The 21779-nt window shown below is 43.7% G+C and carries 17 protein-coding genes; 12 read left to right on the plus strand and 5 right to left on the minus strand.

The features are described from left to right. The first annotated feature begins 22 nt into the window (after positions 1-22). From ACR0QT_RS06620 to ACR0QT_RS06655, 8 genes are all read left to right on the plus strand, one after another. Positions 23-1099 carry an ABC transporter ATP-binding protein gene (locus ACR0QT_RS06620; protein WP_432630040.1) on the plus strand — a complete coding sequence of 359 codons (1077 nt, stop codon included), beginning with the start codon at positions 23-25 and terminating at the stop codon, positions 1097-1099. Beyond that, positions 1092-1904, plus strand: a complete 813-nt coding sequence (locus ACR0QT_RS06625) for an ABC transporter permease (protein WP_432630041.1) — start codon at positions 1092-1094, stop codon at positions 1902-1904. Before ACR0QT_RS06620 ends, ACR0QT_RS06625 begins: the two co-directional genes overlap by 8 nt. A 2-nt stretch (positions 1905-1906) precedes the next feature. Beyond that, positions 1907-2701 carry an ABC transporter permease gene (locus ACR0QT_RS06630; RefSeq protein WP_432630042.1) on the plus strand — a complete coding sequence of 265 codons (795 nt, stop codon included), beginning with the start codon at positions 1907-1909 and terminating at the stop codon, positions 2699-2701. Between the two features lie 33 nt (positions 2702-2734). Further along, positions 2735-3862, plus strand: coding sequence for an ABC transporter substrate-binding protein (locus ACR0QT_RS06635; RefSeq protein ID WP_432630043.1), 1128 nt, complete (start codon positions 2735-2737; stop codon positions 3860-3862). A gap of 345 nt (positions 3863-4207) precedes the next feature. Further along, positions 4208-5305 carry an ABC transporter substrate-binding protein gene (locus ACR0QT_RS06640; protein ID WP_432630044.1) on the plus strand — a complete coding sequence of 366 codons (1098 nt, stop codon included), beginning with the start codon at positions 4208-4210 and terminating at the stop codon, positions 5303-5305. A gap of 157 nt (positions 5306-5462) precedes the next feature. Continuing rightward, positions 5463-6395, plus strand: a complete 933-nt coding sequence (locus tag ACR0QT_RS06645) for a LysR family transcriptional regulator (RefSeq protein WP_432626945.1) — start codon at positions 5463-5465, stop codon at positions 6393-6395. 160 nt (positions 6396-6555) lie between these two features. After that, positions 6556-6759, plus strand: coding sequence for a DUF378 domain-containing protein (locus ACR0QT_RS06650; protein WP_177977198.1), 204 nt, complete (start codon positions 6556-6558; stop codon positions 6757-6759). A 260-nt stretch (positions 6760-7019) separates the two neighbouring features. Further along, on the plus strand, positions 7020-8318 hold the full coding sequence (locus ACR0QT_RS06655) for a dihydroorotase (RefSeq protein ID WP_432630045.1): 1299 nt from the start codon (positions 7020-7022) through the stop codon (positions 8316-8318). 470 nt (positions 8319-8788) lie between these two features. Here ACR0QT_RS06655 and glgB read toward each other — a convergent pair whose 3' ends face one another. After that, positions 8789-11611 (minus strand): 1,4-alpha-glucan branching protein GlgB, encoded by a 2823-nt coding sequence (gene glgB / locus ACR0QT_RS06660; protein WP_432630046.1) that lies wholly within the window; start codon positions 11609-11611, stop codon positions 8789-8791. Between the two features lie 399 nt (positions 11612-12010). Between glgB and ACR0QT_RS06665 the strand changes: the two genes are divergently transcribed. After that, positions 12011-12553, plus strand: coding sequence for a sporulation initiation factor Spo0A C-terminal domain-containing protein (locus tag ACR0QT_RS06665; RefSeq protein WP_432630047.1), 543 nt, complete (start codon positions 12011-12013; stop codon positions 12551-12553). Positions 12554-12753: 200 nt separating this feature from the next. Here the strand turns inward: ACR0QT_RS06665 and ACR0QT_RS06670 are convergent, their stop codons facing one another. After that, entirely contained in the window at positions 12754-13293 is a 540-nt protein-coding gene (locus ACR0QT_RS06670; RefSeq protein WP_432630048.1) for an NUDIX hydrolase, read from the minus strand. 256 nt (positions 13294-13549) lie between these two features. On the opposite strand from ACR0QT_RS06670, the gene ACR0QT_RS06675 reads away from it, so the two are divergent. The 3 genes from ACR0QT_RS06675 (at position 13550) to ACR0QT_RS06685 (ending at position 15429) form a co-directional block, all read left to right on the plus strand. Continuing rightward, positions 13550-14770, plus strand: a complete 1221-nt coding sequence (locus tag ACR0QT_RS06675) for a glycosyltransferase family 4 protein (protein ID WP_432630049.1) — start codon at positions 13550-13552, stop codon at positions 14768-14770. Between the two features lie 164 nt (positions 14771-14934). After that, positions 14935-15174: a helix-turn-helix domain-containing protein gene (locus ACR0QT_RS06680; protein WP_432630050.1), complete on the plus strand. Its 240-nt coding sequence runs from the start codon at positions 14935-14937 to the stop codon at positions 15172-15174. Between the two features lie 21 nt (positions 15175-15195). Then, positions 15196-15429 carry a helix-turn-helix domain-containing protein gene (locus ACR0QT_RS06685; RefSeq protein ID WP_432630051.1) on the plus strand — a complete coding sequence of 78 codons (234 nt, stop codon included), beginning with the start codon at positions 15196-15198 and terminating at the stop codon, positions 15427-15429. Between the two features lie 125 nt (positions 15430-15554). On the opposite strand, the gene glf is transcribed toward ACR0QT_RS06685, so the two are convergent. From glf to ACR0QT_RS06700, 3 genes are all read right to left on the minus strand, one after another. Continuing rightward, the gene (gene glf / locus ACR0QT_RS06690; protein ID WP_432630052.1) at positions 15555-16649 is read right to left on the minus strand and encodes a UDP-galactopyranose mutase; all 1095 of its coding nucleotides are present in this window, start codon (positions 16647-16649) and stop codon (positions 15555-15557) included. Between the two features lie 60 nt (positions 16650-16709). Beyond that, positions 16710-19229, minus strand: coding sequence for an LTA synthase family protein (locus ACR0QT_RS06695; RefSeq protein WP_432630053.1), 2520 nt, complete (start codon positions 19227-19229; stop codon positions 16710-16712). A gap of 141 nt (positions 19230-19370) precedes the next feature. After that, positions 19371-21776 (minus strand): glycosyltransferase, encoded by a 2406-nt coding sequence (locus ACR0QT_RS06700; protein WP_432630054.1) that lies wholly within the window; start codon positions 21774-21776, stop codon positions 19371-19373. Between the last annotated feature and the right edge of the window lie 3 nt (positions 21777-21779).

Below are 21779 nucleotides of genomic sequence, written 5' to 3' on the forward strand. Positions count from 1 at the left end.
CATACATGAGGAGGAGACGTACATGGGTCAGTCTTTAATCGATTTAGTGAATATTTCCAAGAGCTTTGACGGGACAATGGTTCTGGATGACTTAAATCTTTCCGTAAAAGAAAACACATTTGTCACGCTTCTTGGTCCGAGTGGTTGCGGAAAAACTACAACCCTCAGAATCATCGGCGGTTTTGAGAAAGCAGACACCGGCAAAGTCATTTTCGACGGCACCGAGATCAATGATCTTCCGCCGAACAAGCGCCAGTTAAACACCGTATTCCAGAAATACGCGCTGTTCACCCACATGAACATTGCAGAGAACATCGCCTTCGGTCTGAAGATCAAGGGCAAGTCCAAGGCCTACATTAACGACAAAATCAAGTATGCACTCAAGCTCGTAAACCTCGACGGCTACGAGAAGCGCACCGTTGACTCCTTGAGTGGCGGTCAGCAACAGCGAATCGCGATCGCGCGCGCGATTGTAAATGAGCCTCGTCTTCTGCTCCTCGATGAGCCTCTCGGCGCTCTCGACTTGAAACTGCGCCAGGACATGCAGTACGAGCTGATTCGCCTGAAAAATGAGCTCGGCATCACCTTCATCTACGTCACCCATGACCAGGAGGAGGCACTTACGATGTCCGACACGATCGTTGTCATGAACCAGGGTTACATTCAGCAGATGGGTACTCCGGAGCAGATCTACAACGAGCCGGAAAATGCATTCGTCGCTGACTTCATCGGCGAGAGCAACATTGTTCCGGGCGTGATGCTTCACGATGAGCTTGTTGAGATCTTCGGTGCAAAGTTCGCCTGCGTCGACAAAGGATTCGGAACCAACAAACCGGTCGACGTCGTGATTCGTCCGGAAGATATCGAGCTTGTCGAGCCGGAACAGGGAACTCTGACCGGAACCTGCACGCACCTGATCTTCAAGGGCGTTCACTATGAGATGGAAATCACAACTCCGGACGGTTTTGAGTGGCTGGTTCACTCCACCACGCTCTGCCCGGTCGGCAAAAAAGTGGGACTGCGCGTTGATCCGTTCAACATCCAGATCATGAACAAACCTGCTTCTGAAGATGAGGAGGCGGTTGGAGTCAATGAATAAGAAATTATTATCCGGACCTTACATTCTGTGGATGATCGGCTTTACGATCATCCCGCTTGCCCTGATCGTGTACTACGGACTGACCGACAAGAGCGGAGCGTTCACACTCGCAAACGTCCTCTCGATCTCTACGCCGGAGCACATCAAGGCACTCTGGCTGTCCCTCGGACTGTCCTTTGTGAGCACCATCATCTGTCTCGTGCTCGCCTATCCGCTCGCAATGATTCTGCGAAACCGAAATGTCGGAAGCGGTAGTTTCATCGTCTTCATCTTCATCCTTCCGATGTGGATGAACTTCCTGCTCCGCACACTCGCGTGGCAGACTCTGCTTGAGAAAGCCGGTGTTATCAACGGCATCCTCGGCATGCTTCATCTTCCGAAGCAGAATTTGATTAACACCCCGGGAGCCATCGTCCTCGGCATGGTTTACAACTTCCTGCCGTTCATGGTTCTTCCGATTTACAACGTTTTATGCAAGATTGACGACAACACGATCAATGCCGCCCGCGACCTCGGCGCAAACTTCTTCCAGACACTTCTCTGGGTATGGTTTCCGCTCAGCATTCCGGGAATCATCAGTGGAATCACGATGGTGTTCGTGCCGGCACTGACGACCTTCGTCATCTCCAACCTCCTCGGTGGAAGTAAGATCCTTCTGATCGGAAATGTCATCGAGCAGGAATTCACAAAGGGAAGCAACTGGAATATGGGTTCCGGTCTCTCCCTCGTACTGATGATCTTTATCCTGATCAGCATGGCGCTGATTGCAAAATATGACAAAAATGGAGAAGGGAGCGGATTCTAATCATGAAAAACTCAAAATGGAATCTCCGGCGAATCTGGCAGGATTTTTATCTTGTCATCATCATGATCTTCCTCTACGCGCCGATTGCGACGATGGTCGTGCTGTCCTTCAACAGCTCCAAGTCCCGTACCCAGTGGGGTGGATTTACGCTTCGCTGGTACACGGAAATGTTCGCAAGCCGTAACATTATGGATGCTCTTCAGAACACGCTTCTGATCGCCTTCTTATCTGCACTGATCGCCGTCATCATCGGAACTGCGGCTTCGATCGCGATCAACAGCATGAAGCCAGTTCCGCGCACGATTCTGATGGGAATCACGAATATCCCGATGCTCAATGCCGACATCGTGACCGGTATCTCTCTGATGCTCGCGTTCATCGCATTTGGCATCTCACTCGGATTTCAGACGGTTCTGATCGCTCACATCACCTTCAACATTCCATATGTGATCTTGAGCGTCATGCCGAAGCTTAAACAGACGAGTAAATTCACTTATGAGGCGGCTCTCGATCTCGGCGCAAGCCCGATTCGCGCTTTCTTCAAGGTCGTTTTCCCGGACATTCTTCCGGGTGTGCTCTCCGGCTTTTTGCTCGCATTCACGATGTCCCTCGATGATTTCATCATCACCCACTTCACAAGAGGTGCGGGCATCAACACCCTGTCGACCCTGATTTACAGTGAAGTGCGCCGAGGCATCAAGCCGTCGATGTACGCACTTTCCACCGTAATCTTTGCTACGGTTCTCATCCTGCTGATTATCAGCAACTTTGCCCCGCGCAAGAAAGAGGAGCAATAAATATATTTTTAATTTTTTGAGGAGATTTGAATTATGAAGAAAAAAGTACTTGCAGTATCCCTTACCTCCCTGACTGCATGCTCTGCCCTGCTTCTTTCTGGCTGTGGCGGAAACGCAACCGGTTCTTCCTCCGCAGATAATAGCGGAAACGGAAGTGGTTCTAATGAGCTTTATGTATACAACTGGGGCGAGTACATCGATGAGGATGTGATCGATCAGTTCGAGGAAGAGACCGGAATCAAAGTTATTTACGATATGTTTGAGACGAACGAGGAGATGTACCCGGTTATCGAGGCAGGCGGTGTCAACTACGATGTTGTCTGCCCGTCCGATTACATGATCCAGAAGATGCGTGAGAATGATCTTCTCGCTGAGATTGACTTCGACAATGTTCCAAACCTTGATCAGATTGATCCGGCCTACCTCGAGATGTCCAAGTCCTTTGATCCGGAAAACAAGTACTCCGTTCCTTACACCTGGGGCACGGTCGGCATCCTCTACAACACGAAGATGCTTGAGGAGCTCGGCATGGATGCTCCGACAAAGTGGTCAGATCTCTGGGATGAGCGCCTTGACGGCGAGATCCTGATGCAGGACAGCGTGCGCGATGCCTTCATGGTCGCATTAAAGAAAGACGGCTACTCGATGAACACGGATAATGAGGATGAGCTTCAGCAGGCAAAGCAGGATCTGATTGATCAGAAACCGCTTGTTCAGGCTTACGTCATCGATCAGGTTCGTGACAAGATGATCGGCGGTGAGGCTGCTGTCGGCGTTGTCTACTCCGGTGAGATGCTCTACATCCAGAACGAGGTGAAAGATCTCGGTCTTGACTACGATCTCGAGTATGTGATTCCTGAGGAGGGAACGAATCTGTGGATCGACTCCTGGGTAATCCCGAAGAACGCAAAGAACAAAGAGAATGCAGAGAAGTGGATCGACTTCCTCTGCCGTCCGGAGATCGCAAAGCAGAACTTTGACTACATCACCTACTCCACCCCGAATAAGGGCGCGTTCGATCTGCTCGATGAGGAGATCCAGAACAACAAGGCTGTCTTCCCGGATATCGATTCTCTCAAGAACAGCGAAGTTTATGAATATCTCGGTGATGAGGTTGACTCTGTTTACAATGAGCTGTGGAAAGAGGTTAAGTCGAACTAAGTTGTTCTTGAGCAAGGTTTGCTGGTTAGCTGGTTGACTTATTGGCTGGTTGACTACCAGCTCCCGGCTCCTACGGTGAAAAAAGGTCGTGCAAACTCGCTCTCGCTCCGGGTTCGACGTAGCAGTGCATAAGATCGCAAACTACGCGATCTAAGCACTGACGTCTCACACGGGTTTGCCCTGACTTTTTCACCTCCGTCGCCTATCTCATTTCAAGTCGATGCTTACAAAGACTTAGCGCGTGATTCCTCCACCTATCAGAGGAGAGGACATCCGCTCTGAGTTATATCAACATTAAATTGAAAATACGAAAGTATATATCCTACTAGGAAGGGAAAAAACATTATGAAAAAACTGCTTCTGGTTGCATCTGCACTGACTATCCCCTGCCTTCTTCTCGCAGGCTGTGGTTCCTCTTCATCATCTTCTCAGGGAAAAGATGGTAATGATGATAACAAGCTCTATGTATACAACTGGGGCGAGTACATCGATGAGAGCGTCATCGATGATTTCGAAAAAGAAACCGGCATCGAAGTTGTCTACGATATGTATGAGACAAACGAGGAAATGTTCCCGGTTATCGAGGCTGGCGGTATCGCCTACGATGCAGTCTGCCCTTCTGATTTCATGATTCAGAAAATGCGTGAGCATGATCTTCTCGCTGAGATCAACTTCGACAACGTCCCGAATCTCAAGGAGATTGACCCGCTCTATCTTGAGCTTGCACAGTCCTTCGATCCGGAAAACAAGTACGCAGTTCCGTATACCTGGGGCACGATCGGCATCCTCTACAACAAGGAGCGTCTTGAGGAACTTGGTGTAGAACCGCCGACAAAGTGGTCGGATCTCTGGGATGAACACCTTGACGGTGAGATCCTGATGCAGGACAGCATCCGCAGTGCATTCATGACCGGACTCAAGAAGAATGGTTACTCGATGAACAGCACAAATCCGGATGAGATCACAAAAGCAAAAGACGATCTGATCGCACAGAAACCTCTTGTTCAGGCTTATGTTGTCGATCAGGTTCGCGATAAGATGATCGGCGGAGAGGCTGCTGTCGGCATTATTTACTCCGGTGAAATGCTTTACATTCAGAACGAAGCCGATGAGGGCGACAACCTGATCTATGTAATTCCGGAAGAGGGAACCGACCTCTTCATCGACTGCTGGGTGATCCCGAAGAATGCAAAGCACAAGGAAAATGCAGAGAAATGGATCGACTTCCTCTGCCGTCCGGAGATTGCAAAAAAGAACTTTGAGTATATCACCTACTCCACCCCGAACAAGGGCGCATTTGACCTGCTCGATGCAGATCTTCAGAACAACAAGGCGATCTTCCCGGATGTGGATTCTCTGAAAAACTGCGAAGTTCTCAAATATCTCGGCGATGAGGTAGATAATCTCTACAACGAGGCATGGAAAGAGGTTAAATCCAAATAAATTTTTTGCTTCATCGTCTCGTCTTTCTGTCCGTCACGTTAGCTGACAGTAGACTGTTACACAATCCGTCCCACTCCGGTTTGAATATCCATACATGGCATATGACCGGGGCGGGACGTTTTTTTATGAAAAGAATTTTTTACGAAAGGAGTTTTCTATGACACTTCAACAGATGCATTATGTGATCACGATCTCCGAGACAGGGTCTTTCAATAAGGCAGCAGAACTTCTCTACGTCGCACAGCCGTCCCTGACAAGCGCAATTCAGGAATTGGAGCGCGAAACCGGCATCCTGATCTTCCACCGGAGCGGACGCGGAGTGACGCTGACAAATGATGGCGCGGAGTTTTTGAGCTATGTCCGCCAGATCTATCACCAGTACGAGATTCTCCAGAGCAAATATGGAAAAAATGGAAACCTGAAGAAAAAGTTCGGTGTCTCCACCCAGCACTATTCATTTGCCGTAAAGACTTTCGTGGAGATGGTCAAACACTTCAACACTTCTGACTATGAGTTCGCGATCCGCGAGACGAAGACGCGCGATGTCATTGACGATGTGAATACAATGCGAAGTGAGATTGGAATCCTCTATCTGAATGATTTCAACCGGGCAGTGCTCACGAAACTCTTCCACTCCAACAATCTGGAATTTCACAAATTGATTGACTGCCAACCCTATGTTTATTTGTGGCGAAATCACCCTCTTGCCTCTCTTCCGTCGATCCGATTTGCTCAGCTTGCAGACTATCCCTGCCTCTCATTTGAGCAAGGCGACAACGGCTCCTTTTATTTTGCGGAGGAGATTCTGAGCACAAATGAATACTCACGAATCATCAAAGCCTGTGACCGTGCGACGATGCTGAATCTGATGATCGGCTTGAATGGGTACACGCTCTGCTCCGGCATCATCTGCGAGGAACTCAACGGAGATGAGTACGTCGCTGTTCCACTTGAGGGTGAAAGTGACAATCCGGGTGGCGCGATGGAGATCGGCTATCTCGTCAAAAAAAATGTCATTTTAAGCCAGATGGGAGAAATCTACATTCGCGAGATCCGCGATTATCTCGGAAATCTCTCACAAAAATCCTGAGTGTAAACAGAACATTCGTGCAGACAAACGGTTCTCACAGATTTTGATTTCGCCTGCCTATAACGAACTCAAATGTATCACTGCGAATCATCCATATTTCGTGTATGTATAATTTTGCTTGTTCCGTGTCATACTGTCTGTAAAAGGAGGTATATTTGCCATGCGGAATAAAGCTATGGATTACACTGCGCTGACACTCTCCATCATCGGCGCTGTCAACTGGGGTCTGATTGGATTTTTCAATTTCAACCTGGTCGCGTTTCTGTTTGGAAGCATGACCTGGCTCTCACGGATTATCTACGCTCTGGTCGGACTCTGTGGTCTCTATCTGATCAGTTTTTACGCATCCGACAGCAACAGCTGACAATAAGTAATCCCACCGCAGTCTGCCTGACGTTTCTTACGGGCGACTGCGGTTCTTTTCTGTCTGTTCAAAAAATTTTACCCGTGTACAGTAACATTCTTTTTGTTCTTTTGATCTATTTTCTTTCTTCACTTTTCTTCCTGTCTTTCTGTTCATTTTCCGAATTTCGTGATATGCTAAATTCACAGGCAGTTTCCGAATTTTTATAGAGCTGTTTTTTCAGTGTTTCAACGATTGGATTGTTAGGAGGACAAAAGATTATGATGCTGATTCAAGGTGGACGGGTGATCGATCCGAAGACAGGAACCGATGCCGTCATGGATGTAGCTGTTGAAAATGGAAAAATTGTAGAGATGGGAAAAGATCTGGCAGATCGTTATCCAAACTGTGATCCGATTATCGATGCCCGCGGTCTTGTGGTCGCACCGGGACTGATTGACGTTCATGTACATTTCCGCGATCCGGGACTGACCTACAAGGAGGACATTCACACCGGAGCAATGGCTTCCGCTGCCGGTGGCTTCACAACCGTTGTCTGCATGGCAAACACAAAACCGCCGGTCGACAACGTAGAAACGCTCGAGTACGTCATCCGCGAGGGCAAGAAAACGGGAATCAACGTTCTCACTGCCGGCAATATCACAATCGGCATGAAAGGCGAAACCCTCACAAATATGGAAGAGCTGAAAGCACATGGAGCAGTCGGCTTCACCGATGACGGCATCCCGCTCAAGAGTTCCGCCCTCGTCCGCAAGGCGATGGAGGAAGCCGTTCGTCTGAACGTACCGCTTAGCTTCCACGAGGAAGATCCGGCTCTGATCACAAACAATGGCATTAATCACGGAGCAGTATCCGATGAACTCGGAATCGGCGGTTCTCCGGCTGTCGCAGAGGATGTCCTTGTTGCCCGCGACTGCATGCTGGCACTCGACACCGGCGCAGTCATTGATATCCAGCACCTCAGCTCCGGTCATTCCGTCCGCCTCATCGAAGTGGCTCAGGATCTCGGCGCTCATGTTGTCGCAGAAGTCACTCCGCACCACTTCACACTTGATGAGAGTGCCGTTCTCAAACATGGCTCCCTCGCAAAGATGAATCCACCACTGCGTACTCCGTCTGACCGTGAGGAGATCATCCGCGGACTCAAGGAGAACATCATCACCGTCATTGCAACTGACCATGCCCCACACAGCGCAGAGGAGAAGTCCAAACCGCTGACCGAATGTCCGAGCGGTATCATCGGACTTGAGACTGCACTTGCACTCGGTGTCACAAGTCTTGTACGCGCCGGTCATCTGTCCCTCTCTGAGCTTCTTGCAAAGATGACGCTGAACCCGGCAACCCTCTATCACTTAGAGGCGACAAAGGGCTGGATCGGCGCCGGTTCCGACGCAGATCTCGTCCTGTTTGATCCGGATGAGTCATGGACGGTCGAGAAATTCCACTCCAAATCCAACAACTCCCCGTTCATCGGCGAGACCCTCTTCGGAAAAGTGCATTACACGATCTGCAATGGAGAAATTGCCTATCGCGCAGATACGGATTCCTTTAATTTTTAAATTTAAATAGCATGGGAAAGAAATGAAAATGTTCACTAATTGACATTTTTAATAACTCATGATAGTATAATTAAAGAAAGAGAGTGCTACCGATAGACGGTTAGTCCAGTATAAGTGAAAACAAAAATAGTCGCTTAGTTTACCAGACGTGGGCGGCTATTTTTGTGATTTATGATTATCTTTACCTAATGTGTATCCGACACTAAAGCAGGTTAAGCCGAAACTTACCACTGCGATAAAATCTACAATACTCATTGGCTTAGCCCTCCTTTCCCATGGATTCCTTTTCAGGTTTCTATGTAATCAGAGGGTCACAGTCCCTCTGTTGAAGGACTAACCGCCTACCGTTATATGGTAACACCCTTATTTTAATTATAACAGCCAATAAATATAACCGCAATAAAAATTTAATCCAGCATTTTAAAAGCCCATTCTCACAAAAAATTGAGAGGATGGGCTTTCTCTTATTATTATTTATTCTTTTTTGTGTGCTTCTTTAAATTCTTTTTTGCTCTCGCACGGTTTCCTCTCGCCGGTTTCTTTGCAACAGGCTTCGGCTCCTCCGTTTTTGTCTCGGCTTTTGCCTCCACAACTTCTGCTGGCTTTTCTTTCTCTGATTCAGCCTTTACCGGCTCTTCCACTTTCGCCTCAGCTTTTGCTTCCTCTTCTACCACCGGAGCAACTACTGCCTCTGCTTCCTTTTCCGGAGCCGGAGTTTCCACAGCTTTTGCCGACTTTTCTTCAGCCTTCACCGGCTCAGCCGTCTTCGTCGTCTTTGTTTTTGCTGACGTCGCAGCCTTCGGAGCCTCTTTCTTTTCTGGCGCTTCTGCTGTCACCGACTTTGTGGTCTTTGCAGGTTCCTTCTCTACCGGCTGTTCTTTCACAGCCTTTGCGGTTTCTGTGGTTTTCGTAGTTTTTGCGGTTTTCGCTGTCTTCGTGGTCTTCGTGGTTTTCGCAGTTTTTGTCTGCTCTGCCTTTTCTGCTTTCTCTGCGGTGCTCTTCACACTCTTCGTGCTCTTCTTCGCTGTTGTGCGGGTGGAAGTCGTCTTCTTCACTGCTACCGGGGTGCAGGAGAATACCGTCACAGACATCGGCGGTACATCAACCACAATCGACTCCGGACGCTCATCGCACTCTTCCGCCTTGCTCGTCTTGACTCTCGGATTTCCCTTTCCACTTCCGCCGAATGCAGTCGCATCACTGTTGAAGATCTCTTTGTACTTTCCATGGAATGGAACGCCAACACCAAAGTTTTCATGCTCCACCGGTGCAAAGTTGCAGACAAACAGAAGCGTCTCTTCCGGCTTATCCGTCTTTCTCAGGAAGACGACAATATCGTCATTTGCAGAACTGCAATTGATCCACTCAAATCCCTCCGGTTCAAAGTCTTTCTGATACAGTGCCGGATGCGAAGTATAGAACTCATTGAGTGCCTTCACATAATTCTGCATATTCTTGTGGAGCGGATATTCCAGAATGTTCCACGGCAGTTCCTCATTCTCATTCCACTCAGAAATCTGACCGAACTCCTGACCCATGAAAAGAAGTTTGCGTCCCGGATGACCGTACATGAATCCGTAAGCAGTGCGCAGGTTTGCTGCCTTATCCTCATACGTCTCACCCGGCATCTTTAAGAGCATCGAAGCCTTTCCGTGTACAACCTCATCGTGGGAGAATACCAGAATGAAATCTTCGCTGTACGCATAGAGCATGCTGAACGTCAGCTCTCCGTAATGATGACTGCGGAAATACGGATCATACTGCATGTATCCGGTGAAATCATTCATCCAGCCCATGTTCCACTTGTAGTCAAATCCAAGGCTTCCCTCTTTCACATCTCCGGTCACCTGTGGCCATGCGGTTGACTCCTCAGCGATCAAAACAGCTCCCTTCTCACGTTTCTTGAAAATGCTGTTCAAATGCTTTAAGAACTCCACTGCCTCGAGATTCTCGTGACCGCCATAAATATTCGGAACCCACTCGCCCTCATTCTTTCCATAATCCAGATAGAGCATCGAAGCGACTGCATCCATGCGGATTCCATCTGCGTGGTATTTCTCCGCCCAGAACAGTGCATTTGCAATCAGGAAGTTGCAAACCTGCGGACGACCATAATTGTAAATCAGAGTACCCCAATGCGGGTGAGAGCCCTGTCTCGGGTCCTGATGCTCGTACACACAAGTTCCATCAAAACATGCCATTCCGTAGCTGTCACGCGGGAAATGAGCCGGTACCCAGTCCAGAATCACAGAGATTCCCTGCTCATGCATGTAGTTCATGAAATACATGAAATCATCCGGAGTTCCGTAACGGCTTGTCGGCGCATAGTATCCCGTCACCTGATAACCCCAGGATGCATCAAGCGGGTGCTCCATCACCGGCATCAGCTCCACATGAGTATATCCCATCTTCTTTACATACTCGGCAAGTCTCGGAGCGATCTCTCGATAGTTGTAGAATTCAGAACCAACTACCTCCTGTCCGTTCTCGTCAACTCCGAGTTCCTTGCGAATCCAGGAACCAAGGTGCAGTTCATAGATGGACATCGGCAAATCCTTAGAATCCGTCTTTGCGCGTTTCTCCATCCATTCATCGTCCGTCCATGCAAACTGATTCGTATCCCAGACAATCGAAGCGTTGTTCGGGCGAAGCTCCGCATAATTCGCATACGGGTCTGCCTTGAGCATCGGCTCTCCGCGATGTGTCTTGATCTCGTACTTGTAGATCTCTCCACTCTGGAGTCCCGGAATGAAGAGCTCAAAAATACCGGAGTCTCCCTGTCGTTTCATCTGGTGACGGCGACCATCCCAGGTGTTGAAGTTTCCGACAACGCTGACACGCATTGCACACGGCGCCCACACAGAAAAGAAGACACCGCTCACTCCGTCGATCACCATCGGATGCGCGCCCATCTTCTCATAAACGTTGTAGTAAGTTCCTGCTGAGAACTTCTTCTTCTCCTCTTCCGTGTACTGAGATCCAAATGCGTAAGGATCGTGAATCTCCTCCTCTGCACCCGTATCCCAGGTGATCAGAAGCGTATACTTCGCCATGGTCTTTCTCGGAATCCGGACTGCAAAATATCCTGCCTCATCCTGCTGTTCCATCGGATATTTTTTTCCGCCTGTTGTGAGTTTCACTGTCACTGCCTCTGCACGCGGAATAAATACCTGAATCACCAGTCCCTCTTCCGTCAGATGCGGTCCCAGAAGACGCTCTGGATTTCCCGCTTCTGAGTACACAATCTCCTCAATTCCTGCCCAATCCATTAAATCATATAATACCTTATCCATCCGTCTCCCCCTCATCATCGATGTTCCGCAGACAATCTAAAATGTCAAAAAAAGCCTGACAGTTTTGGACTGTTCCCGTTTTAATTCTGATTATAATTATATCTTATTTCTTTCTGCATGGCAATCAGGAATCCCTCCAAATCCGGTTTTTCCACACCGCTCCCTTATCCGCATTTTCCACACTTCCCACACAAAATTCTTCCCGCGATCCCCAACTAGCTCATCAATGATACATCTTTTGAGATCCGGTCTGATTTAATGAGACTCAGAGCATGCAAAAAAATTCCTTTTGCAATCTTCATGCTCCGGAAGTGTCAGTCGAAAAATGTCGATCGCTTCTGTTTGATTTCCAGATATGAACCATATAAGATTGCAATAGCAGAAAGCGGAGGCTTTATCATGTACGAAAGAAAAACGGAACTAGAAACTCTTCTCCGACAGTTCGGTGTCGGCGAACATTACAGCGGATACAAACTCTGTATCAGTGCGGTCGAAATTGCTCTCGATCACCCGGAATCTTTGAATTCCATCACTAAATGCATTTACCCTGAGCTCGCAGATTTCCATCACACGAGTCTGAAATGCGTGGAGAGAAATCTTCGCACGATGATCGAGAAAATCTGGAAAAGTGGCGGAAGAGAATTTTTCTGCGGACCGGATTCTGACAACCAGAAACGTCCAAGCAATTCCCGTTTCATTGAAATGCTCGTTCAGGTTTTGAAATCAGAAACTCCTATCACGGAGAAGAATTTATGTGAGTTTTGTGCGGTCACGGCACACTATAAAGATCGCATCGCCCAGATGGAATCCGAGGCAGTCAAACAGCAGGAGACGATCGACTGGATGCACGACATGATCTGGGATCTGCTCGGTGAAAAGAAGAAATATCTTGCAGAAATCGAAGAGCTTCAGAAACAGCAGAAGCAGACAAAGGATAAGTAACTACGAAACAAGTGATATGGATACGAAATAAATAATACGTAGATCAGATCATAATCAACAATAAGTAGGAAGAGCAAAACAAAATGCCGGTGCAGTAGGTTGTATACATACATCATATACAGCCTGAACACCGGCATTTTCTTTACTCGACTCGTATATCCATCCCCAGAATCAGAATAGGGACTAGATGCGCAATGATTTTACTCGCATTCGCATATAAATGCATAGAGCGCCGCGGTATGAACCGCCTGCACAAATTTTCCCTCTCGCAATGCCTTTTTCACCTCCGGAATCGTCATCTCAACAATCTCAAGTTCCTCCGTCTCATCGAGATGCTGACCCTGCGTTTTCTTGACTCCTTTTGCCACAAAACACCACGCATAGTTGCTCGATTTCGATGCGTCCGGACAGAGTTTAAACAAGAATTCCCAGTCTCCACCTGTATATCCGGTCTCCTCGGCAAGTTCTCTGTGCGCAGAAATTTCCGGCTTCTCCCCCGGTTCCATACAGCCTGCCGGAAGTTCCAAAAGAACCTCCTCAACCCCGTGACGATACTGGCGCACAAGCACGATCTTTCCCTCCTCCGTCACAGGCACAATCACCGCAAAATCCGGAATGTGATTTACATAGAACGGCTCAATCACCGTTCCATCCGACAATCTGCACTTGCTTGCCTCAATGTCGATCCATCGATCTTTCAAAACCGTTTTCCGCTCCAACACTTCCCACTTTTTTATCATAATCCTGTCCTCCACAAATGTTTTTCTGTTTCCTTATCCCCACTTCTTTCAGAATCTCGTTTTTCCTCAACACTTTGATTCCATCATATCAGAGTCGTTTTCCACAAGCAAGTCTCACGCAAGTTTTCCACAAACTTTCAAATCAGCGCCCCGCCTTTTATTTTGCTTTAAAAGTATGATATAATGAGCGCAATAGAAAAACAAGCGATACAATCGATACGATTATCAATAACCACAACAGAAAGGTTCCACATATATGAGCACTACAACTACCACCAATGCGAAAAAGAAGGCACTTCTCGTCACCACAGTGAGCGGATTTGTTCCTCAATTTGAGATGAACAATGTCCGGATTCTTCAGGAAATGGGATATGAAGTTCATTATGCCACAAACTACAACATGCCATCCTACGGCGATGACAATCACCGTCTTGATGGGACTGGAATCATCCGCCATCAGATTGATTTCGTCCGCAGTCCCTTTGATCCCTCAAATATCAAAATTTTTTGCCAGCTCTGTCAGGTTATGAAAGAAGAATCTTTTTCTTTAGTTCACTGTCACACTCCGATGGGTGGCGTTATGGCTCGTCTCGCCTCCCACCACACCCACACTGGTCCGGTGATTTATACGGCTCACGGCTTCCACTTTTTTCATGGAGCACCGCTGATCAACTGGCTCTTTTATTACCCGATGGAACGTTTTCTGTCACGTTTCACCCTGCAACAGCTCTGCATCAATCAGGAAGATTACCACCGCGCAAAGCGCTGTTTTCATGCGCGCTACGTCGACTACATTCCCGGAGCCGGAATCGACTTAAACCGAATTCCGAAATACAGCGAAGAAAAGAATCTTCAAAAGCGCAGAGAGCTTGGGATTCCGGACGATGCAATTTTCCTGCTCTCTTCCGGTGAACTTATCAAACGCAAGAACCACGAGACCATCCTGAGAGCACTCGCAAAACTCAGACAGGACGGCACACTCCCGTCGTCTGTCCGCTATGTAATCTGCGGACATGGAAAACTTGACGCCTATCTCAAAGAGCTCGCAAATAAACTTTCCATCACGGACATCATCCTCTTTGCCGGTTATCGAAAAGATATTTTAGATCTCTGTCAGTCCTGTGATCTCTATGTCTTCCCGTCCTATCAGGAAGGGCTTCCGATGGGACTGCTTGAGGCGATGGCATGCGGTTGTCCCGTGCTCTGTTCCGACATTCGAGGAAATCAGGACCTGATGGGCACTCCATCGCACACAGACGGAAACCTCGAGTTCTGCTCCGGAGGTATCATGATCCGCAAAGCCGACGATGCTGACAGTTTCGCAAAAGGTCTTCTCTCGCTGATTGCCGATCCTCAGAAGTTAAAAGAAATGGGCGCACAAAACGCTTCCCGGTGCACAAACTTTTCCCAGCCTCATGTGGAAACCATCATGAGAAAGATTTACTCAAGAGCAGAAAGCGAGACAAGTACAAGGTAACTATAATCAGACAAAAATCTGCGGATTTACAGGTGGATTTGCAATTAAAGACATTTTTATAGAATATTTATACAGTTTTTTGACATAAAAACGCAAAATAGGACGATATATCGACCCTTTCATATGGAAATTTATCCTAAAATTACCATAAAAAGGAGAGACGGATGACTATTTGTGAAGCAACCAGTACCCGAATTCGGGAACTATGTGAAGAAAAGAAACAGACTGCTTACCGAACTGCATTTCTCGCTGGAATGCCCCCATCTACTTATAAAAGCATCCTGAATGGAAAAAGTAAAAATCCCGGAATTGTTAATATCAATAAGATTGCGGACGCTCTCGGTGTTTCCATTCGAGAGTTCTACAATTCCGATGTCTTTGACAATCTGGATCAGGATGAATAATGAATAAAGGGGGATATCTGTATGAATATCTGTGAAGCCACGAACTGCCGAATCCGAGAGCTCTGTGCACAGAAAGGAATCAGCGCCTACCGCAATGCTTTTCTCGCCGGGATGCCACCGACCACCTACAAAAACATTCTCAGTGGAAGAAGTCGGAACCCCGGTATCGTCAATATCAACCGGATTGCGGATGCACTCGGTGTCTCCATCCGGGAGTTCTATGACTCCGACATTTTCGATTCACTAGATGCCTGACCCGATTCATTTATTTACAATTTATGATTCAATGAAGCAGAAAAAGAGAGAGCCTCAAATTGACGATGTTTTGATTCGTCAGTTTGAAGCTCTCTCTTTTTATAATTCTGAGTTTAACTATGAATTTACAGCTCTTTCTCTGCCATGTTCAGCGCAGACTCAATTACCTTATCCATGTCGTAGTACTTGTACTCGCCAAGACGACCACCAAAGATCACCTTGTTCTCCTTCTCGGCCAGCTTGCGGTACTCCTCATACATCGCACCGTTCTTCTCATCATTTACCGGATAGTACGGCTCGTCTCCCGGCTTCCACTCAGAACTGTACTCACGGCTGATCACCGTCTTCGGCTGAGTGCCGAACTCAAACCACTTATGCTCAATGATTCTCGTCCACGGAGTCTCTGCATCGGTGTAGTTCACAGCGGCATTTCCCTGGAAATTCGGCTTGTCGAGAACCTCTGTCTCAAAGCGAACAGAGCGATACTCAAGCGTTCCCAGTGAATAATTAAAGTAAGCGTCAATCGCGCCGGTGTAAACCACCTTCTCCGCCATTGCATCATACTCTGCCTTATTTTCCAGATAGTCAACGCCCAGCTTCACCTCAATGCCATCGAGCATACCGGCAACCATCTTCGTGTATCCGCCCATCGGAATTCCCTGATAGAGTGCATTAAAGTAGTTATTGTCGAAGGTAAAGCGAACCGGAAGACGCTTGATGATAAATGCCGGAAGCTCGGAACATGGGCGACCCCACTGCTTCTCCGTGTAACCCTTCACGAGCTTCTCATAGATGTCCGTTCCGACCAGACTGATCGCCTGCTCCTCAAGGTTCTTCGGCTCTGTGATTCCTGCTGCCTTCTTCTGCTCCTCAATCTTTGCAAATGCCTCTTCCGGAGTCACAACTCCCCACATCTTGTTAAATGTATACATGTTAAATGGCAGGGAATACAGCTCTCTCTTGTAGTTTGCAACCGGAGAGTTCGTGAAACGATTGAATTCCGCAAACTGATTCACATAGTCCCAGACCTTCTTATTGTTCGTGTGGAAAATGTGCGCGCCATACTTGTGAACATTGATGCCCTCAATCTCCTCCGTATAGACGTTTCCTGCGATATTCGGTCTACGGTCGATCACCAACACCTTTTTTCCTTTTTTCACGGCTTCACGGGCAAATACAGCGCCGTAGAGACCAGCTCCTACTATCAGATAATCATACATGATTTTTTCCTCCTGAAAAATAACATTCTCTCCCCACTATGCCAAAAAGAACAGGGCTTGTCAATAGTGGATCTTTTTGTCAAACATGTTCCGGTACTGGAGTTTCCAGTACTCTTCTCTCAATAAATTTTTTTCATTTACAGCATGCCATTCTCCCATTGGGTCTATATAACCAGTCCCATTTAATGCATGCCAGTTTCCCTCTCTATCTAAGTATGCGTTCCCATTCATTGCTGGAATATCCTTCCGCATTTCTTTTAAAAATTCTTGGTAAGGTACTAAATTCATTTCTGCTTTTTCAAACAAAAGCTCAGAAAGATAATTAGAACTAATAAATAAATTTTGTTCTGATTCTATGTCATAATTTGCCCAAATAAAAAATGGTACAATATGACGCCGCTGAACTTCTTCCATAGACCAATCATCCAACTTCTTACCCACAATGCTCTCATAAAACTCCATTTCTACCATTGGTTGATGATCACCAAAAAATACAATAATAGTTGGATCATTTACAGAACTAAAATAATTTAAAAGTGTAGGGAGCGCATTATCTGATTCTTTTATTAATGTTAAATACTCTTCTGTGTTAGGAAATTCTCCTTCATGATTTGGTACTTGTATAACCTGTTTGCCAAAATACCCCGTATCATAACTACTATGATTTTGCATAGTAACATTAAAAATAAATACTGGTTGATTTGATTCTTTGTTTTTTTCAAATTCTTCAATTACTTTTTCATATGATGTTTTATCAGATATATATCGATCCCTAACTAAATCCGGATTACTAAAATCATCAATATCTAAAAATTCATCAAATCCCAATCTAGGATATACCTGATATCGATTATAACCCGTTTTATCATATGGATGGATTCCAATTGTATGATACCCTCGCGCCTTCAAAATCTGTGCAATAGAATATGTCCCATTTCTAGTTATAAATTGTTGATAAGGAACACTTCCTTGTAAAAATGACATTGAATTTCCTGTCAAAAATTCATATTCCGTATTCGCTGTTCCACCACCAATGGGATATACCAACATTTTTCCTTTTACAATATTTCCATCAAGAGAATTAAAATACGACATATATTCTTCATTATCTAGCTCTGGATCTACTACACTCAAATCTGAAAAACTTTCATTCATAATTGCAATTATATTTGGATGAAAACCTTTATCACTTCCCACTGGTTCTATAAATTCTCTCATCATTTCTTCAGAAGTTACAGAAAAGTATCCTTCAGGCTCTTGTAAATGCATTCGCCGAACATTTGAAACAAAACTCATTGCTATTCCATATTGTTCTATATTATGATTAAGATTCCACAAATCCAATTCTGGCTTAAAAAAAGTACTTGCTATTATATTACTTATTAAAATCACCTCCGGAATCACCCATATCATAACTATTTTTAACGAATCTCGCCTTTTTCCATAATTCTGACACGTTATAATTAAAAATATTACAAGAATCCATAAGGCTAAAAACATATTCCAATTAAACTCATAATGATAATTTAAAAATACATTTTTTGCCGTTCCTGCTGCTAAAAAATCTCCAGGTGTAATAGGACTTCCTCTAAATATTTGTACAAAATAATTAGCGACAGCAAATATATATGATACTATCGAGATTAACATTATCGACACAAACATTGTTCTAGTTAATATATAAAAAATTAAAATTAACGAAAAATAAATTGCAATATTTCCTATAACGTATTGCTCTGCCATACCATTACTATTTTGCCCTACGATTTCCGTTGCAATAAAGATATATCCTGACCCTAAAAGCATCCAAAATCCATCTTTTAAAATTTCAAACCATATCTTTTGTTTTTTTTCTTTAAAATACTCTAAAACTCCACCCCCTAGAATAATTGTAATTGCCACTAATATTCCACACTCTACTACTAAATGTCTTTCTCTAAATATTTTAGTTGCAATAATCAAAATTCCATATATACCAACTATAGTTAAAATATATTTTTTTATATTATCTTTACCCTTTATCATTCTCCAAAAATATGGAATCATCTGAATTAATAATGTAATAACAACTAAAAGTTCTATAAATATGCTAAAATGATCATATATAGAAATATTTTTTAATTTATAACTAAAATGTACTTCATCCCACTCTGGTGAATAAAGATCTAATTTTTTTATCTCTTTTCCATTTATAGAAATTTGTACTATTCCAGATCCATCATGTTTCTGAAAATTAATTTCCAGTGTTTGAATATTATCTGTGCAATAACTTATATATGCAGGAGTTTGCGGATTTACAGTCATTAATACGCCATCTGCAAACTTCCACTCACCCTCTTGTAACATATCATCAAAAGGAATTTGCTTTCCATTAATTAATACATCTTTTATTCTTACATCAGTGCCACCTGATTTTTCATTTTTTTCTGCAATATCTGTAATTAGAATAGTCGTGTCCGTCAAAGGCTTTAAAAAAAACTGACTTAATAATGTATATGGCAAAAAAAGAGAAATTGCTATTATTAAAAGCAATTTCACCCCCCAAGTTTTCCATTCTTCTTTATTAATATTAATACTCACTTCATATACTCCTGTTCCGATTGCAAATCCATCTAAAAACTTTATTATTAAATTCAACTGAAATTTTTGATTTTTGGAGTGTATTGAAAAAACAAATTTCCTAATACACTCCCAAAAATTTTGTCAAACACAGATTCTCATCTATTTTCTATCTTTTAAAATTCTCAAAAATTTACTTTTTATTCTTGTAAATATAGAACGTTCTTTTTCCAATTTTTGGATTCGTTCTTCATGCCATTTTTGAATTTCCCATTGATGATTAATAGATGCTTCATGACGATTTACTACTTCCTCATGACGATTCAATACTTCTTCATGACGATTCAATACTTCTTCATATCGTGCATTCCCATATGCACAATCTCCAGAACGTTCTTCAATACGTTTAACACCACGCAATACATTTTCAAATAACATATCTAATATTAATACATTATTTTTATCTACATCATAATTTATATTTCTTTCAAAACTATCAAATATTTCTTTCCACGCATCTGAAATATTAAACTCCAAAAAATGATTTAAGCTAATACGTGCTTCTTTTCCCATGTACTTTCTCTTCTTATCATCTTTTAACAATTCAATAATTCCATTTGCAAGAGCTAATACATCTCCCTGCGGAACCGATATAATCCCCTTATTATCGCGAACTAATTCCAAATTAGGTAACTCATACATAACCGTAGGAAGACCATGCCCCTTACTCTCTGCTAAAACCATTGAAAAACTTTCACACAAAGATGTCATCGCAAATACTGATGCTTTTTTATAATAAGGACTTGTCTCTAGCTCATATCCACAAAAATCAACAACCTGCTCAATTCCAAGTTTCCTTGCTCGTTCCTGCAATCCATTCATCCAGTCTGGCGTATCTCCATCGCCAATCATTGTCAAAGTTGCTGTCGGAATTGATTTATATACAATAGCAAACGCTTCCAACATATCATACGGGTTTTTTTCTTCTGATAATCGTCCAACCCAAACTATATTATTTGATGTACAATCAGACATATTTTCTTCAGGTATCACATCTATCGGATTAGGGATATAATACGTCGGCGCATAATTTTTCCAGAATCCTACATCAACTTGCGATAATGCAACAATTCGATCTACCATCCGATAAATACGTGGAAGATAGCTTGAAAAATGAGCATCATACCACATTGATCCGCAAAACATAGAATGTGTTTCCACCAAAAGATTGCATTTCAATCCTTTAATTAAACAGACATCCCATAATAATGTCATACACGTGCAAGAATGATATAAAATTGTATCCAGCTCGTACTTTCTTATCATTTTCTCCCAAAACCGAGCTCTTTTTTTATATTTTTCTTTCTGGCAGTCTGAAAACTTAGGCAAAACAATTCTAACAATATTCTCTGGCACTTCATAATCATCATCTGTTTCTTTCTCATCTGTAAATAAGATAACTTGATATCCCATATCTATCCACATGAATAACAGTTTAGATAGTACTTTCTCTACTCCACCATTTCTCATTCGATGATAATAAACGCCTATATTTTTAACTTTTTTACCTATTAAAATTTCTCTATCTCGCTTAACTAATCTATCTAATAATTCTTCACTATTATCCCAATATTTCTTTGCTAATTCTGAAACAACTGCACTTGCACCCAATTTTTCAATTAACAATTCATATCCTAATCTAGCTTCTGAAAGCGATAAACAATTATACCATTGATAGATAATATCTTCAATTATGTTATTTTTAATAATTCTAATAATCTCTCTGTGGCTTTCATCTAAAGATTTCTTATCTGCAAATTCTGACAATGCGGATAAAACCTCTAATTTTGTACAATGTTTTTTAAATTGATTAAAATTAATCCGGTTATTATCTGTAATACCAATACCGAAATTATAAATATATAGTTTATCTTTGATTCCTCTATAAGTCGTAGCATAAAGGCTAATGTAAAAGAACGCATATAAATCCTCAGATACTACAATATATGTATCTTTTAATTCACTATACGCTTTTTTACATACAATAGAATCATATGCCTTATTCCATAAAGTAAATTTCCATTTTTCTTCTTTAAAACATGCCTTGCATAAGTCCCCAGAATATGACTTATTATACGGTTTTAAAACATCTTTAAGCGCTTTTTTCTCCTGGTTTGAATAATTCTTATGAAATACTACCTCTGTATCAAATTGCAATATATCAACCGGATTTTGCGACATTTCCTCCCAAATTCTTTGACAAGCATCCAACGCAAATAAATCATCTGCATCACAAAACATAATATATGTACCATTTGCTTGTGCCACACCAATTTTTCTCGCATAACTTGTTCCAGAGTTTTTTTCTAAATGAATTACTCTTATTCTATTATCTTTTTCTGCATAAAAATCAATAATTTGACTACTTCCATCACATGAACAATCATCAATACAAATAATTTCAATATCTTTCAGCGTTTGATTTACCAAACTATCAAGACATTTTTCTATATAGCGGCTAACATTATAAACCGGTACAATTATTGATATCTTTGGTTTATTTTCCATTTA

Source organism: Brotaphodocola sp. (assembly GCF_050873365.1).
Classification (GTDB): Bacteria; Bacillota; Clostridia; order Lachnospirales; family Lachnospiraceae; genus Brotaphodocola.